The organism is Massilia sp. GCM10023247 (assembly GCF_042653325.1).
GTDB lineage: Bacteria > Pseudomonadota > Gammaproteobacteria > Burkholderiales > Burkholderiaceae_D > Telluria.
On sequence record NZ_JBHSIB010000007.1, the window covers coordinates 849,994 to 864,237 of the forward strand.

The window sequence follows — 14,244 nt, forward strand, 5'->3', positions numbered from 1 at the left end:
TGGTTCCTTCGATCTAGTAAAATGCGGAATCAGGTATCTTAATCTACCCGTCGTGCAAAACCAACCGTCTCCACTGATTCTCACATTCGGGGTGTCCGACCCGGTCGGTGCCCTGGGTGTCGGCGCCGACATTGCCACCTTCGCCGCCTTCGGCTGCCACGCCCTGTCGGTGACCACCGCGCTGCTCGTGGCCGACAGCGCGCGCGTGGAGGAATGGCAGGAAGTCGACACCGGCGTCATGGCCGACCAGGCGCGCGTCGTGCTCGAAGACATGCCGATCGCGGCCGTCAAGATCGGCGCCATCGCCAGCATCGAGCAGGCCGCGGCGATCGCCGAGATCGTCTCCGACTATGCCGAAGTGCCGCTGATCGTCGATCCCTTCCTCTCCGCCCTGCCCGACTCCGGCATGTCCGACGAAGACGTGGTCGCCTCGATCCGCCAGATCCTCGCGCCACAGGCGACCGTGCTGCAGCTGTCGCAGTCGGAACTGGGGAGAATGGCAGAACTCTGGCGCGAGCCTGGTACCGAAAGCAGCCTGGAAGCCGACGTCGGCGAACTGACCGCGCGCGGCTGCCAGTACGTGCTCGTCACCTGCACCGCGGGCAGCGGCAACAACCGTGCCAACGCCCTGTTCGACCGCGACGGCGGCATGACCAGTTTCGACTGGCAGCACCTGCCGGGCCCCTTTGTCGGCGCCGGCTGCACGCTGTCGGGCGCGCTGGCCGCCTGCATGGCGCGCGGCATGGATGCCGCCGAGGCCTTGCGCGCCGCCCAGGAATACACCTACGGCGCCCTGTTGCACGCCCAGCGTTTCGGCATGGGCAAGCTCGTTCCCAACCGTTTTTACAAGAACCTGCCCTCGACGGGCGGGTAACAAGAAAGACACTCTCCCGATGACGACCGAACACAGCACTTCCCGCAACGAGACCCTGTTTGCCCGCGCCCAGGAAACCACGCCCGGCGGCGTCAATTCGCCGGTGCGCGCCTTCCGCTCGGTGGGCGGCACGCCGCGCTTCATCACCCGCGCCGAAGGCCCGTATTTCTGGGATGCGGACGGCAAGCGCTACATCGACTACATCGGTTCCTGGGGCCCGGCCATCGTCGGCCACGCCCATCCGAAAGTGATCAAGGCGGTGCAGGACGCGGCCGCGAACGGCCTGTCCTTCGGCGCGCCGACCGAAGGCGAAATCGAGATCGCCGAAGAACTGTGCAAGCTGGTACCCTCGATCGAGCAGGTGCGCCTGGTCTCCTCCGGCACCGAGGCGACCATGAGCGCGCTGCGCCTGGCGCGCGGGGCGACCGGCCGCGACAAGATCGTCAAGTTCGAAGGCTGCTACCACGGCCACGCCGATTCGCTGCTGGTGAAGGCCGGTTCCGGCCTGCTCACCTTCGGCAACCCGACCTCGGCCGGCGTGCCGGAAGATTTCGTGAAGCACACGCTGGTGCTCGACTACAACAACGTGCCCGCGCTGGAAGACGCGTTTGCCTCGATGGGCGACAGCATCGCCTGCGTGATCGTCGAACCCGTCGCCGGCAACATGAACCTGATCCGCGCCACGCCGGAGTTTTTGACGCGCATGCGCGAACTGTGCACCGCGCACGGCGCCGTGCTGATCTTCGACGAAGTCATGTGCGGCTTCCGCGTCGGCCTCGGCGGCGCCCAGGAGATGTATGGCATTACCCCGGACCTGACGGCCCTGGGCAAGGTCATCGGCGGCGGCCTGCCGGTCGCGGCCTTCGGCGGCAAGCGCGAACTGATGCAGAAGATGGCGCCGATCGGCCCGGTCTACCAGGCCGGCACCCTGTCGGGCAACCCGGTCGCCGTCGCCGCCGGCATGACCACCCTGAAACTGGTGCAGGAACCGGGCTTCTACGAGCGCCTCACGGCCCAGGGCGAAAAGCTGGTCGCCGGCTTGACGGCAGCGGCCACGGAAGCGGGCATCCCCTTCTGCGGCGACTCGGTCGGCGGCATGTTCGGCTTTTATTTCAACGACCAGGTGCCGTCGACCTACGGCCAGATGATGGCGGGCGACAAGAACCGCTTCAATGCCTTCTTCCACGGCATGCTGGACGAGGGCGTGTATTTCGCGCCGGCCATGTTCGAGGCCGGCTTCGTGTCGATCGCGCATGACGACGCGGTCATCGAGGAAACGATTGCAGCGGCGCGGAAAGTCTTTGCCCGCATCGCCTGAGCAGGTTTAAGGTAGAGCAAACGGGGCGCTGTCGCGCGCGCGGCGCGGGCCCCCGCTTGTGCCATCATGGGTCCACCCCTGGCTGGACTCGACCATGGCACGACTACGACGATCCCCTCCCGGCGCGCCCCGTTCGCGGGTGCCACGCTCGCAGCAAGCGCTGCCCCAGGCCGGCGCCGCCGGCGTCACGGTGGCATTGCTGCGGGCGGCAGACGGCGCCAATCCCGACAGTTATTACGCCGACATCGTCGATGCCCTGAACGACTACGCGCGCCGCTACGAGGTGAACACGCCGCTGCGCCTGGCCCATTTCCTGGCCCAGATCGGGCACGAGAGCAGCTTTCGGGCGAGCGAAGAAAACGGCAGTTACAGCGTGCCGCGCATGCACGAAATCTTCGGCTGCCGCGGCGGCCCCGCCCAGTACGACCGCAGCACCGACGATTGCAGGCTGGGTCCGGACGGGCAGCCGGCGCGCCTGCGCCCCAAGCTCTGGCTCGAACCCCACACCTACGCCGGCAATCCGCAGCGCCTGCTCGCCTACGTGTACGCCAACCGGCTGGGCAACGGCGACGAAGCCTCCGGAGACGGCTACCGCTACCGCGGGCGCGGCCTGGTGCAGCTGACCGGCAAGGCCAATTACGCCGACTTCACCGAAGCGCACAACGCCAGAAACGGCAGCGACCCGCGCGATTTCGTCGCCGACCCCGACCTGCTGCTGAGCGAACTCAAATACGCCATCGAATCGGCTTTCTATTACTGGGATGCGCGTACAGTCAATACGCTTGCCGATCTTGACGACCTCGAGGGCGTGACCCGGGCCGTCAACGGCGGCCTCAATGGACTGAACGACCGCGGAGCGCGCCTTGCGAGAATCAAGAAAGCATTGGGTATCTAGACTGGCCCTCGCCACCCTGTGCGGCGCGGCGTGGAGCGGCGCCCTGGCATCGGCCCCCGCGCACGCCGAATCGCTGTGCGCGGCCGGCGAGCCGGTGGTGTTCGCCTGCCATGTGGGCAACAAGATGGTATCGCTGTGCCGCCCGCCGGGCGACCGGGGCATGCTGAGCTACCGCTTCGGCAAGCCGGACGCGCTGGAACTGCGCTATCCGGAGCCGGGCCGCCAGGCCAGTGCCGCGTTCACGGTCAAGTCGGCGCCGCTGATCGGCGGTGGCGAAACCACGGTCGCCTTCCGGCGCGGGGCCTATACCTATACCGTCTACAGCCGGGTCGGGCGCGGCGCGGACGGCGCCACGCCGGAGTTCGAAGACGGCATCATCGTGTCGCGCCGCGGCAAGGTGCTGAGCCGGCTGCGCTGCGAGGATGGCGGCGAAGGTTTCAGGGAGCCCTTGAGTGCCGTCGCCGTGAAATAAAATTTCACACTTGTCACCAAAATGAAATTTTGTTCCGTAGGGTGGGCTTCGCCCACGCGAACGTTTGCATCATGTTGGCGCCGGCCGAGCGCCCACAAGCTCACGCCAGCTTGAGCCAGCCCCGTTTCCTGAAATACCACAGCGGCGCGATCGCGCTGGCGATCATCAGCCCGAGCGCGAACGGGTAGCCATAGTCCCAGGTCAGCTCCGGGAACTTCTGGAAGTTCATGCCGTAGATGCTGGCGATCAGGGTCGGCGGCAGGACGGCGGCCGAGGCCACCGAGAAGATCTTGATGATCTTGTTCTGGTTAATGTTGATGAAGCCGACGGTGGCGTCCATCAGGAAGTTGACCTTGTCGAACAGGAAGGAGGTGTGGCCGTCGAGCGATTCGATGTCGCGCAGGATCTGGCGCGCCTCGTCGAACTGCTCCGAGTTCAGCAAGCGCCCGCGCATCAGGAAGCTGACCGCGCGCCGCGTATCCATCATGTTGCGGCGGATGCGGCCGTTCAAGTCTTCCTCGTGGGCGATCGCGTTCAGGGCCGCGGCCGCGTCCTGGTCGGTGAATTCCTTCTGCAGCACGCGCGCGCTGACCTCTTCCAGGCTCTCGTAGATACCCTCGAGGGCGTCCGCCGAATACTCGGCGTCGGTCGCGTACAGGTCGAGCAGCACGTCCATGTAGTCGGCGATCGAACCGGGGCGCGAACGGGCGCGCATGCGCACCAGGCGGAACACGGGTAAATCGTCGTTGTGGACCGAGAACAGCATCTTGCCCGACAAGATGAAGGCCACCGTGACCACCCGCGACGGCCCGTCCTCTTCCTCGAGCAGGAAGTCGGTGCGCAGGTGCAGGTCGCCGTTCTCGGCCTCGTAGTAACGGGCCGAGGCTTCGATGTCCGACACCTCGTCTTCACCCGGCAGGGTCACGCCATAAATCGTCTTGACCCACGCGCGTTCGTCGTCATCCGGATCGGTCAGATCGACCCAGACAGGCGTGACATTCTCCAGGTCCGCGCGCGACGCGATGGGCACCTGGTTGAGTCGGCCATTTTGTAGGACAAATACGTTGATCATGCGCTTTCTCGGCCGGAATCAAAACTGTCGCAAGTGTACCTGTTAGGCCCGAGCCCGGCCACCCCGAAACGGCAGTTTTGCCCGGCAGAGCGCCATTTTCCGGCGTTTTCCTGGATCGGCTTACGGTAATTCGGCGGCGTGCATGCGGCGCTGGATCAAATTGGTGCGCTTGACCAGGTAGTTCGTGCTGCGGTTGCGGTCGTAGTAGCGCGGATTGGGCAGCATCACCGCCAGGCGCGCCGCCTGCGCCGGTGCCAGGTTGGCCGCCGGGGTGCGGAAATAATAGCGCGCCGCCGCCTCGGCGCCGAACACGCCGCGCCCGAATTCGACGACGTTCAGGTAGACCTCGAGGATGCGGCGCTTGCTCATGACGGACTCGAGCATGAAGGCGATCACCATCTCCTGGGCCTTGCGCAGGTAGCTGCGCGAGCCGGACAGGAACAGGTTCTTCGCCAGCTGCTGGGTGATGGTGGAGCCGCCGCCGACCACCTTGTGCTTGCGGTTGTTGCGCTCGTAGGCACGCTCGAGCGCATCGAGGTCGATGCCCGGGTGATCGGTGAAATTGGCATCCTCGGAAGCGACCACCGCGCGCTTCAAATGGTTCGAGATGCGCTCGTAAGGCACCCACTGGTGCTTGAGCTCGGCTCTCGGGTTCTTTTCGCGCAGCTCCGATAATTGCTGGCGCATGAAACTGGTCGAACTGGGATTGAACCAGACGAACCAGCATACCTGGACAAAGAAATACAACTGGAGCAGGAAGACGGCGAGGAGCGGCCCCAGGAAGATCCACTTGATCCAGCGCCGGCCACCGGCGGACCCGCCCTTTGCATTACTTCGTTTTGCCATGTTTATTTTTTTTAGCGCAGCTGATTGAAAACCTCGGCGGTGTCGGGCCGCACGCCGCGCCAGACGGCGAAGGCTTCGGCCGCCTGTTCGACCAGCATGCCGAGCCCGTCGCGCGTGACGGCGCCCTGCGCGGCCGCAAACACCATGAAGGGTGTCGGCTCGCTGCCGTACATCATGTCCAGCGCCAGCGTGCCTTCGGCAAAAGCCGAGGCCGGCACCGGCGGCATCTGGGCCGACAGGCTGCTCGAAGTGGCGTTCACGACGATGTCGTAGGGTCCCTCGATGTCGCCAAAACCGCAGGCGGCCACGGGCACGGCATGCCCGCCGAACTGCGCCGCCAGCGCCTCGGCCGTGGCCAATGTCCGGTTCGCCACCAGGATCGATGCCGGGCGCTCCAGCAGGAAGGGCAGCATGACGCCGCGCGCGGCGCCGCCGGCCCCCAGCAGCAGGATGCGCCGATGCGCCAGCGCGACGCCGGCGTTGCGCACGATGTCGGCCACCAGGCCGGGGCCGTCGGTGTTGTCGCCGACGATCGCGTCATCGATGAAACTGAGGGTGTTGACGGCGCCGGCGGCGCGCGCGCGCTCGGTCAGGCGCGTGGCCAAGTGGGCCGCCTCGATCTTGAACGGCACCGTGACGTTGGCGCCCTTGTAACCCTGGGCTACCAGGCTACGCACGGTGGCGGCGAAGCCGTCGAGCGGCGCCAGGCAGCGTTCATAGCGCAGCTGCTGCCCAAGCTGGGCGGCAAACGCGGCGTGGATCTGGGGCGACTTGCTGTGCGCGATCGGGTTGCCGATCACGCAATAGCGATCGACGCTGGTCGGATTCATGCCTGCTCCTGCAAGTCGGCCTTGACCTTTTCTTCGCGGGTAAAGGTAAAGCGGGTGATCACGATCCACAGGTCGTCCTTGCCGACGCTGCGCATATTCTGGGGAAAGGCGCCGAAGGGCGCGGCGCGCCGCACGATGTCGAGCGCCGCCTTGTCGAGCGCCGGGTTGCCGGAACTGCGCTCGATGCGCGGACCGCCCTCCTTCTGGTACAGGGTGCCGTCCTGGAAGACCGGAATCGACACCACCAGTTCGCCGTACAGCTTCTTGCCGTTTTGCTGGGGGAAGTTCAGCGTGCCGACTTCTTCGACCTGCTTTTGCATCGCCTTGTAATACAGGGCGTAGCCGACCTGGCGCGTGCTGGGCGAAATGTGGGTGCGCTTGGGGCGCTTGTTCTGGTCTTCGATGGTCTGCGTGATCTCGGCCGTCATGCGCGCGATCTGGCGCGTGGTGTCGACCTCGTCCATGCCGGTGCGGGACGGATCGGGCTTGTCCTTGTCGGTGACCGGGGCCGCCGTGTAGGCGGACTTCTGGACGCGCGTCAGCACGTTCTGCTGCAGCTGCTCGAGTTCGACGATGCGCTTTTGCAGGGCCTTGATGCTGTCGCCGTTCTCGATCTTGCGCAGGTCCGGCAGCGGAGACTTGGAACGGCCCGCCTCGGCACTGCCGCCGCCTTCCAGGTTGGCCTGGGCCAGCGCCTCCGCCTTGGCCGGTGCCTTGCTGTGCTTGGCGTTGACGAGGATGACTTCCAGGCCCGGATCGGCCGGTTCCAGCCGGAACGCCTCCGGCGCCGCGAAGCGCACGGCGAGCAGGAGCGCGTGCGCCGCCACCGAAGCGGCCAGGGCAATCATCAAGGGGCGGTTTTCTCGGGAATACTTCACGCGGAGGGCTAGCGGCTGTTGAATCTGGGAATCCAACCATTCTACCGTGCGAAACGGCCCGGCGGGAGGTTGGTGGCGCTACGGCAACGGTGGTGTCTCGTGGGGTGGGCTCCGCCCACCGCTGCTGCGCGTGCTTATGGCGAACGCCGTTAGCAAAAGGATATGCACGTAACGGTGGGCGGGGCCTGCGCGGCCCGGCCACACCCTACGGACAAACGAGTTTCAAGGCTGCCCCATCCTTCTCGGCAAAATACTCGACGCATTTTTCTCCCTGGCGGTAGATGGTGCGCATGCCGAACGAGGAGGCGTAATCGGCCTCGGTGAAGCTCACCGAACCGTCATGATCGAGGTCGATCGCATCGTAGGGCAGCGGCGAGCGATACACCATCCAGCCGAAGATGCCCCAATAGGCCAGGACGAGCGCGGCCGTGACCAGCACCAGGGCGCGCAGCGAGCGGCTCCTGTTGCCGGTCCCCGGACCGCTTGCCGGCCGCGCCATGATCATGCGTCGTCCTGCGCCGGCGCGTCCGTGCTCACGGCCGCCACGATGCCTTCGGCCTCCACCACTTCCTCGACTGCCGCTTCCCCGGTGTCGCCCACCTCGCCCTCTTCCTCGTCGAAGGCCAGCTCCTCGCTCGGTGCCGCCGCCACTTCCAGCAGGCGCGCTTCGAGCGAGAGGTCGACTTCGTCCCAGCGCACGATGTCGAGGCGCACCTGGGCGCCGCGTGCCACCTGCGGCATGCCCGGCAGGCGGGTCACCAGCGGCACGTCGGTCAGGCGCAGCAGGTCGTCCTTGAGCACGACGGCGTCGGCCTGCCTGACCTGCTCCTGTCCCAGCCAGCGCAGGCACCAGTAGCGCTCCATGGTCTGCTGGTGCTCGTTGTAGGCCGCATACGCGGCGTCAAAAGCCGAGACGATCGAGAACAGGGTCGCGTCGCGCGGCTTGAACGGCGCCACCAGCGGCGCGGTCACGCCATGCTCGGCGCAGGCGAGGATCTGCCACTGGTTGACCAAATCGGTATACCGGCGCAGCGGCGAGGTGCTCCAGGCATACTGGTCGACGCCCAGGCCCTGGTGCGGCGCCGCGTGGGTCACCATGCGCACCTGCATCTTGGCTGCCCAGCCGGCGCCGCTGCCGGCGCCTTGCGAACGGTAGATGCCCGGCACGCCCGAGTCGTGCAGCAGCTTGCCCCAGGTGCTGTTCGCGAAAATCATCAGCTCGGCGACGATCTTGTCGAGCGGCGCGCCGCGCTTGCGGCGCACGATCGACACCACGTCGTCCTCGACATAGAAATTGAAGTCGACCCGGTTGCCCTGCTCGGGCTTCAGGCCAAAGGCTTCGCGCTTGACCATGCGCGCCGCTTCCAGCTGCAGCGCCCACTTCCACAACAGGCCCAGTTCCGCCTTGTGCGGATAATCGCCGGCGCCGCTTTCCAGGGCCGCCTCGTCGACCAGTTCGTCCAGGTCGTTCAGGCGCAGGTTGCTCTGGATCGGCACCAGCTCGGCGCGCGTCGTGGTCGAGATCAGCGACCAGTCGCCGGGATTGAGCGTCGCGTACAGCGACAGCGCCGGGCAGGTCGTGCCCTCGGCCAGCGTAAACGCGTTCACCACCTCGTCCGGCAGCATCGTGATCTTATCGCCCGGCATGTACACGGTCGACATGCGGCTGCGCGCGATCTTGTCGATGGCGTCGTCCGGCCGGATCGCCAGGCCCGGCGCGGCGATGTGGATGCCGACGCGCACGCTGCCATCGTCGAGATGCTCGACCGAGAAGGCGTCGTCGATTTCGGTGGTGGTGACGTCGTCGATCGAGAAGGCCGCGACCTTCGCCAGCGGCAGCGCCGTCGGCGCCTTCGGCACCTCGACCTGCGGGAAACCGGAACCGCGCGGGAAGTGCTCGAACAGGAAGCGGCCCATGTGCAGGTCCTTGGGCGATGCGATGCCCTTGGTTGCCAGCATCAGGCGCGGCGCGGTGGTCTGCAGTTCGTTGGCGGCCGCCTCCAGGGCCTTGTATTCGATCGTGTTCTTGTCCGGCTTGAACAGCAGCTGGGCGACGATGGGCTGCATCGATTCGGGCAGCGTGCCGGCCTTCAGCTGCTCGACATAGCCGGCCTGCACCAGTGCCTGCTGCTTTTTCTTTTCGATGCCGGCCTGGGCGGCGCGCAGCGACTGCTCGGGCGCGGCCTTGTAGCGCCCGCGCCCCTTTTTATAGAAATAGATCGGCGCATTGTGCAGCGCCAGCACCAGGCCGGCGGCCTCGGCCGGCAGCGGCGCGTGGCCGAAGTATTCGGCGCCCAGTTCGGCAAAGCCGAATTCTTCCTGGCCGGCGACTTCCCACAGGAAGTCGAGGTCGACCTCGGCCGCAATGCCCTTGGCCGCCTCGAGCAGGGCCTCGGGTTCCGGTTTCTCGAACTGGAGCAGGACATCCTTGGTCTTGACCTTGGTGCGCTTGCCGCTCGACAGTTCCACATGGAAGGCCTCGCCGGCCGTCGACAGCACCGTGCCGACCTTGAAGTCGCCCGATTCTTCAAAAAATAGATTCATCTTATTTCGCGTTCTTGATTGTTGCGACTGGAAGATCGAGCACCGTCGGCAAGAATACCTCGGTGACCATCAGCAAGCCTTGATGGCGGCGATAGACACAACGCCGCGCATGGAAAACATGTCCGTTCAACCGGGCTTGCGCACTGGCCAGCGCGGCCGGCCCGAGCGCGGCGCCCAGCCGCTGCAGCAGCGGATGGCCCTCGCGCAGCCGGGCAAATTCGAGCGGCCCGCGCCTTACCTTCGGATCGTAAAACAGGGTCGTGCCGAGCGAGCGTTCGCCCAGCGCGGAAAACAGCGGCCAGTCGCTCGCGGTGGCCGAGGTCGGCACGATGGTATGGCCGAAGACGGCCGGCCGGCCATCGCAACAAAGCAGCACTTCGCGCTCCCAGACCTGCCCGCGCCGCGCCATGCCGATCGCCGCCGCTTCTTCCAGCGAACAGAGCGCCAGCTCCTGGTGCAGGCGCCGGACCCGGAACGATTCGCTGCTGGCGACCAGGCGCGCGGTCAGCGAGCCCTTGGTCGTCAGCCAGTCGCGCATGGGCGCGTCGGCGCCCACGGCATCGGCATGACGGTGCCATCTGGCCAGGCGCAGTGACTGCCCCCTCACCCTGCCGTGCCTGCTGCCGACCAGTCAACGTGGGGCTGGCAGAAGGCCAGTACCTCGTCCACATATTCAGAAAATTCGGAAATCGCATGGTCGCTGCCGTCGATCACGTGCTGGCGCGCGCCCTGGTAATGGGCCACCATGTCGCGGTAATCGAGCACTTCGTCGCCGGTGGCCGCAATCAGGAAATAGCGTTCCGGCCGGGTGATGCGCGCGACTTTCAGTTCGGCCAGTTCGGCGATGTATTCGCGGCGGAACTCGAACGGCTCGTCCGAATGCCAGGCGGTGGTCTGCCCGACATGCTTTTCCAGGCTCGACAAGGGGTCGACCGAGGGGTTGAGCAGCACGGCGCGCACGCCGAGACGCTCGGCCAGCCAGGTCGCGTAATAACCGCCCAGCGAGGAGCCGACGATGGCGAGGTTGTCCGGCGCATGGCGCTCGGCCAGCAGCAGGGCCAGCTCCATCGCCGCCTTCGGCGAAGCCGGCAGTTGCGGGCAGATCAGGTCGCTTGCGCGCCCGGCAGCCGTCATCCGCTCCTGCACCATGCGCGCTTTAAAAGAACGCGGCGAGGAACGAAAGCCGTGGAGGTACAGGATCATTTGGCGAGCGCCTCGAGCAGCTTCTGGTGCACGCCGCCGAAGCCGCCATTGCTCATCACCAGGATGTGGTCGCCCGGCTGGGCGGCCTGGATGATGGCCTGCACCATGTAGTCGATCTGGTCGAAGCTGTGCGCGATCTTGCCCAGCGGTTTCAAGGCATCGGCCAGCGACCAGCCCAGCGCCTGCTGGCTGCCGAAGCCGAACACCAGGTCCGCGTCTTTCAAACTGCCCGGCAGTGCGTCCTTCATGGCGCCCAGTTTCATCGTGTTCGAGCGCGGCTCCAGCACGGCGAGAATGCGGCCCGCAGTTCCCGCCCCTTCTGTGCCGATGCGCTGGCGCAGGCCAGCGACGGTGGTTGCGATTGCCGTCGGGTGGTGCGCGAAATCGTCGTAGACGGTGATGTTATTGACCACGCCGCGCACTTCCATGCGCCGCTTGACGCTCTGGAAGCGCGCCAGCGAATCGATGGCTTGCGCCACCGGCACCCCGACGTGGCGCGCCGCGGCGATCGCGGCCAGCGCGTTCGAGCGGTTGTGCTTGCCGGTCAGGTCCCAGTGCACGGTGCCCTGGTTTTCGCCCTGGAACATCACGTCGAAGCTGGCGCCGCCCGGATGCTCGACCAGGGTCCAGTCGACGCCGTCGGACACGCCGAAGCTTTCCTTCTCGCTCCAGCAGCCGCGCTTGATGACACGGCCCAGCGAGGCTTCGTCGCCGTTCACGATCAGGCGGCCGACGCCCGGCACGGTGCGCACCAGGTGGTGGAACTGGGTCTCGATGGCGCCGATGTCCGGAAAAATGTCGGCGTGGTCGAATTCCAGGTTGTTCAGCACGGCCGTTTTCGCGTGGTAATGCACGAACTTGCTGCGCTTGTCGAAAAAGGCGGTGTCGTATTCGTCGGCCTCGATGACGAAGAAGTCCGAATCGGTGGCGCCCGACAGGCGCGCCGAGATACCGAAATTCATCGGCACGCCGCCGATCAGGAAGCCCGGCGCATAGCCGGCGTCTTCCAGGATCCAGGCCAGCATCGACGAGGTCGTGGTCTTGCCGTGCGTGCCGGCCACGGCCAGCACCCATTTTTCGCGCAAAATATGTTCGCCAATCCACTGCGGGCCGGACACATATGGCAGGCCGCGGTTCAGGATTTCCTCGATCAGCGGGTTACCGCGGGTCATCACGTTGCCGACAACATACAGGTCGGGGTTGAGCGAGACCTGTTCCGGCCCGTAGCCCTGGATCAGTTCGATGCCCTGGGCTTCGAGCTGGGTGCTCATCGGTGGATAGACGTTGGCGTCGCAGCCGGTGACGCGGTGACCGGCCTCTTTCGCCAGGACCGCCAGGCCGCCCATGAAGGTGCCGCAAATGCCGAGGATATGAATGTGCATGATCGTGAGGAATAAAGCGAATACGCGATTCTACCCGACGCGATGCCATTTTTAGTTCAAGAGTATGATCGAGGTCATGATGCCAACACAGAACTATGACCTTCAGCAGTTGCGCGCCCAGATCGCCGCAACGGCGGCGCGGATGATCGCGCAGGACGGCGCCGACTACGCCACGGCGCGCAAGAAAGCGGCGCGCCAGGTGCTTGGCGTGGACCAGCCGCAACCGAATCTGATGCCCGACAACGGCGAGATCGAAGACGAGGTGCGGCGCTACCAGACATTATTCGGGGGAGCCGCTCATGCGCAGCGCCTGGCGTCGATGCGCAACGCTGCCCTGGAAGTGATGGATGCGCTGGCCGAGTTCCGGCCCTATCTCACCGGCGCCGTGCTGAACGGCACAGCGGGCGAGCACGACGACATCCATTTGCAACTGTTCGCCGACAGCGCCAAGGAAGTGCAGATCTTCCTGCTGAACCGCAATGTTAATATAGAGATATCGGAAACCCCACATTTCAAGGGCGCGCGCCACGACCCGGTTGAAACGGTGAGCTTCCTGTGGCATAAGGAGGCCGTGCACGCCGAGTTGTATGATTTTCATGACTTGCGCGGCGCACTCAAGCCACGGGGCGACGGCCGCCTGCAGCGTGTCGACGCTGCCGGCCTGCGCGCCCTGATGACCACCGATCCCTCCCTGGAACAGGACGAATGAATAAGAAGAAATTGGCCGCCTTTGCGGCCGTAGCAGTGCTCTTTGGCGCACTGGGCGCCGGGCTGGGCCTGAAAAAAGACGCGGCGCCGGTGACCACCGCCATTGCCCCGACCGGGACGCCGGACCGCGGGGGACCGGCCCATACGGCCTCCACTAATCTATATGCGCAAACCCTGAACGACCTGTCCGGCCAGCCGCAGTCGCTGGCCCAATGGAAGGGCAAGGCGCTGCTGGTGAATTTCTGGGCAACCTGGTGCGCGCCATGCGTGCAGGAAATGCCGGAACTGTCCGCGCTGGCAAACGAGGAGGCCGCTCACGGAGCCACCAAGCGTTTCAATGTGATCGGCGTCGGCATCGACTCCCCGAGCGCGATGAGCGAATTTGCCGCCAAGCACAACATCAAGTACCCGCTGTACGTGGGCGGCATGGGCGGTACCGAACTGTCGCGCGACTTCGGCAACCCCAGCGGCGGCCTGCCCTTCACGGTGTTGATTGGTGCCGATGGGCAAGTACGCAAGACCTACCTCGGCAAGCTGAAATTAGATGAACTGAAGGCCGACCTGGCGGCGCTCTAAGAGAAGGGCGGCGCTGGCGAACGGTCGTTCTTTTCCGAACTGCGCCCAAGTCGCGGCTATCCACAGAGAATTTTATCGCTTGCCAATACGGGACGTTGGCGGCAAAATGCGTCACTTTCGAGTGAAGACTCTACAAAATAATGGCGAAAAAGCTACTGCTGCTCAACGGTCCCAACCTGAATCTGCTGGGAACCCGAGAGCCTGCGGTGTATGGCGCGGCAACGCTGGCCGACATCGAAAGTGCAGCCCTGACCCAGGTCCAGGCTGCCGGCGGGTCGCTTTCCTGCTTCCAGAGCAACCATGAAGGTGCGCTGATCGACCGCATCCATGCCGCCCGCGAGGAAGGCATCGACGCGATCGTCATCAATCCCGGCGGGCTGACCCACACGAGCGTGGCATTGCGCGATGCGCTGGCTGCGGTGGCGATCCCGTTTATTGAGGTCCATATCTCGAACATTTATCAGCGCGAAGCCTTCCGTCATCATTCGTTTCTGTCGGCCATTGCCCGCGGCACCATCTGCGGGTTAGGGGTGGACGGATACCGGTTTGCCATCGACTTCGCGCTTAAATAGCTTTAATCTACGTCAACTTCAGGCATCATGCAGCGGCGCCCTCTCCTGGCCCGCTGTTTTAATCTCCACACAAT

The 14,244-nt window shown here is 65.3% G+C and carries 16 protein-coding genes; 7 read left to right on the forward strand and 9 right to left on the reverse strand.

Annotated elements, in window-relative coordinates:
• Nucleotides 1-91 precede the first annotated feature (91 nt).
• The 4 genes from thiD (at nucleotide 92) to ACFPAH_RS07405 (ending at nucleotide 3,559) form a co-directional block, all read left to right on the forward strand.
• A complete protein-coding gene (gene thiD, locus ACFPAH_RS07390; RefSeq protein WP_379742872.1) occupies nucleotides 92-874 on the forward strand; it encodes a bifunctional hydroxymethylpyrimidine kinase/phosphomethylpyrimidine kinase in 783 nt (260 codons plus the stop codon).
• 19 nt (nucleotides 875-893) lie between these two features.
• Nucleotides 894-2,192: a glutamate-1-semialdehyde 2,1-aminomutase gene (hemL, locus tag ACFPAH_RS07395; RefSeq protein ID WP_379742875.1), complete on the forward strand. Its 1,299-nt coding sequence runs from the start codon at nucleotides 894-896 to the stop codon at nucleotides 2,190-2,192.
• A gap of 94 nt (nucleotides 2,193-2,286) precedes the next feature.
• The gene (locus ACFPAH_RS07400) at nucleotides 2,287-3,087 is read left to right on the forward strand and encodes a glycoside hydrolase family 19 protein (protein WP_379742878.1); all 801 of its coding nucleotides are present in this window, start codon (nucleotides 2,287-2,289) and stop codon (nucleotides 3,085-3,087) included.
• Entirely contained in the window at nucleotides 3,056-3,559 is a 504-nt protein-coding gene (locus ACFPAH_RS07405; protein WP_379742881.1) for a hypothetical protein, read from the forward strand. The genes ACFPAH_RS07400 and ACFPAH_RS07405 overlap by 32 nt, the downstream gene beginning before the upstream one ends.
• Before the next feature lie 100 nt (nucleotides 3,560-3,659).
• Here the strand turns inward: ACFPAH_RS07405 and corA are convergent, their stop codons facing one another.
• The 9 genes from corA to mpl all read right to left on the reverse strand — a co-directional run bounded on the left by corA (nucleotide 3,660) and on the right by mpl (nucleotide 12,314).
• Nucleotides 3,660-4,631, reverse strand: a complete 972-nt coding sequence (gene corA / locus ACFPAH_RS07410; RefSeq protein ID WP_379742884.1) for a magnesium/cobalt transporter CorA — start codon at nucleotides 4,629-4,631, stop codon at nucleotides 3,660-3,662.
• Between the two features lie 120 nt (nucleotides 4,632-4,751).
• Nucleotides 4,752-5,477: a monofunctional biosynthetic peptidoglycan transglycosylase gene (mtgA, locus tag ACFPAH_RS07415; protein WP_379742887.1), complete on the reverse strand. Its 726-nt coding sequence runs from the start codon at nucleotides 5,475-5,477 to the stop codon at nucleotides 4,752-4,754.
• Nucleotides 5,478-5,488: 11 nt separating this feature from the next.
• The gene (gene aroE / locus ACFPAH_RS07420) at nucleotides 5,489-6,307 is read right to left on the reverse strand and encodes a shikimate dehydrogenase (RefSeq protein ID WP_379742890.1); all 819 of its coding nucleotides are present in this window, start codon (nucleotides 6,305-6,307) and stop codon (nucleotides 5,489-5,491) included.
• Nucleotides 6,304-7,155, reverse strand: coding sequence for an energy transducer TonB family protein (locus tag ACFPAH_RS07425; RefSeq protein WP_379743038.1), 852 nt, complete (start codon nucleotides 7,153-7,155; stop codon nucleotides 6,304-6,306). The genes aroE and ACFPAH_RS07425 overlap by 4 nt, the downstream gene beginning before the upstream one ends.
• A 235-nt stretch (nucleotides 7,156-7,390) precedes the next feature.
• A complete protein-coding gene (locus tag ACFPAH_RS07430; protein ID WP_379742892.1) occupies nucleotides 7,391-7,690 on the reverse strand; it encodes a hypothetical protein in 300 nt (99 codons plus the stop codon).
• A complete protein-coding gene (locus ACFPAH_RS07435; protein ID WP_379742895.1) occupies nucleotides 7,687-9,729 on the reverse strand; it encodes a ribonuclease catalytic domain-containing protein in 2,043 nt (680 codons plus the stop codon). The genes ACFPAH_RS07430 and ACFPAH_RS07435 overlap by 4 nt, the downstream gene beginning before the upstream one ends.
• Before the next feature lies 1 nt (nucleotide 9,730).
• Nucleotides 9,731-10,336: a chorismate--pyruvate lyase family protein gene (locus tag ACFPAH_RS07440; protein WP_379742898.1), complete on the reverse strand. Its 606-nt coding sequence runs from the start codon at nucleotides 10,334-10,336 to the stop codon at nucleotides 9,731-9,733.
• Nucleotides 10,333-10,932: a YqiA/YcfP family alpha/beta fold hydrolase gene (locus ACFPAH_RS07445; RefSeq protein WP_379742901.1), complete on the reverse strand. Its 600-nt coding sequence runs from the start codon at nucleotides 10,930-10,932 to the stop codon at nucleotides 10,333-10,335. Before ACFPAH_RS07445 ends, ACFPAH_RS07440 begins: the two co-directional genes overlap by 4 nt.
• Nucleotides 10,929-12,314, reverse strand: a complete 1,386-nt coding sequence (mpl, locus tag ACFPAH_RS07450) for a UDP-N-acetylmuramate:L-alanyl-gamma-D-glutamyl-meso-diaminopimelate ligase (protein ID WP_379742904.1) — start codon at nucleotides 12,312-12,314, stop codon at nucleotides 10,929-10,931. Before mpl ends, ACFPAH_RS07445 begins: the two co-directional genes overlap by 4 nt.
• A gap of 76 nt (nucleotides 12,315-12,390) precedes the next feature.
• Here mpl and ACFPAH_RS07455 point away from each other — a divergent pair, with 76 nt between their 5' ends.
• The 3 genes from ACFPAH_RS07455 (at nucleotide 12,391) to aroQ (ending at nucleotide 14,170) form a co-directional block, all read left to right on the forward strand.
• Nucleotides 12,391-13,023, forward strand: a complete 633-nt coding sequence (locus ACFPAH_RS07455; RefSeq protein WP_379743041.1) for a hypothetical protein — start codon at nucleotides 12,391-12,393, stop codon at nucleotides 13,021-13,023.
• A complete protein-coding gene (locus tag ACFPAH_RS07460; RefSeq protein WP_379742907.1) occupies nucleotides 13,020-13,598 on the forward strand; it encodes a TlpA family protein disulfide reductase in 579 nt (192 codons plus the stop codon). The genes ACFPAH_RS07455 and ACFPAH_RS07460 overlap by 4 nt, the downstream gene beginning before the upstream one ends.
• A gap of 140 nt (nucleotides 13,599-13,738) precedes the next feature.
• Nucleotides 13,739-14,170 (forward strand): type II 3-dehydroquinate dehydratase, encoded by a 432-nt coding sequence (gene aroQ, locus ACFPAH_RS07465; protein WP_379742911.1) that lies wholly within the window; start codon nucleotides 13,739-13,741, stop codon nucleotides 14,168-14,170.
• Nucleotides 14,171-14,244: the final 74 nt, after the last annotated feature.

What these genes read in the sequence shown, in the direction of transcription:
- hemL (WP_379742875.1), top strand. Translation starts at nt 894, where the DNA reads ATGACGACCGAACACAGCACTTCCCGCAACGAGACCCTGTTTGCCCGC.
- ACFPAH_RS07400 (WP_379742878.1), top strand. Translation starts at nt 2,287, where the DNA reads ATGGCACGACTACGACGATCCCCTCCCGGCGCGCCCCGTTCGCGGGTG.
- corA (WP_379742884.1), bottom strand. Translation starts at nt 4,631, where the DNA reads ATGATCAACGTATTTGTCCTACAAAATGGCCGACTCAACCAGGTGCCC.
- mtgA (WP_379742887.1), bottom strand. Translation starts at nt 5,477, where the DNA reads ATGGCAAAACGAAGTAATGCAAAGGGCGGGTCCGCCGGTGGCCGGCGC.
- aroE (WP_379742890.1), bottom strand. Translation starts at nt 6,307, where the DNA reads ATGAATCCGACCAGCGTCGATCGCTATTGCGTGATCGGCAACCCGATC.
- ACFPAH_RS07425 (WP_379743038.1), bottom strand. Translation starts at nt 7,155, where the DNA reads ATGATTGCCCTGGCCGCTTCGGTGGCGGCGCACGCGCTCCTGCTCGCC.
- ACFPAH_RS07430 (WP_379742892.1), bottom strand. Translation starts at nt 7,690, where the DNA reads ATGATCATGGCGCGGCCGGCAAGCGGTCCGGGGACCGGCAACAGGAGC.
- ACFPAH_RS07435 (WP_379742895.1), bottom strand. Translation starts at nt 9,729, where the DNA reads ATGAATCTATTTTTTGAAGAATCGGGCGACTTCAAGGTCGGCACGGTG.
- ACFPAH_RS07445 (WP_379742901.1), bottom strand. Translation starts at nt 10,932, where the DNA reads ATGATCCTGTACCTCCACGGCTTTCGTTCCTCGCCGCGTTCTTTTAAA.
- mpl (WP_379742904.1), bottom strand. Translation starts at nt 12,314, where the DNA reads ATGCACATTCATATCCTCGGCATTTGCGGCACCTTCATGGGCGGCCTG.
- ACFPAH_RS07455 (WP_379743041.1), top strand. Translation starts at nt 12,391, where the DNA reads ATGATGCCAACACAGAACTATGACCTTCAGCAGTTGCGCGCCCAGATC.
- ACFPAH_RS07460 (WP_379742907.1), top strand. Translation starts at nt 13,020, where the DNA reads ATGAATAAGAAGAAATTGGCCGCCTTTGCGGCCGTAGCAGTGCTCTTT.
- aroQ (WP_379742911.1), top strand. Translation starts at nt 13,739, where the DNA reads ATGGCGAAAAAGCTACTGCTGCTCAACGGTCCCAACCTGAATCTGCTG.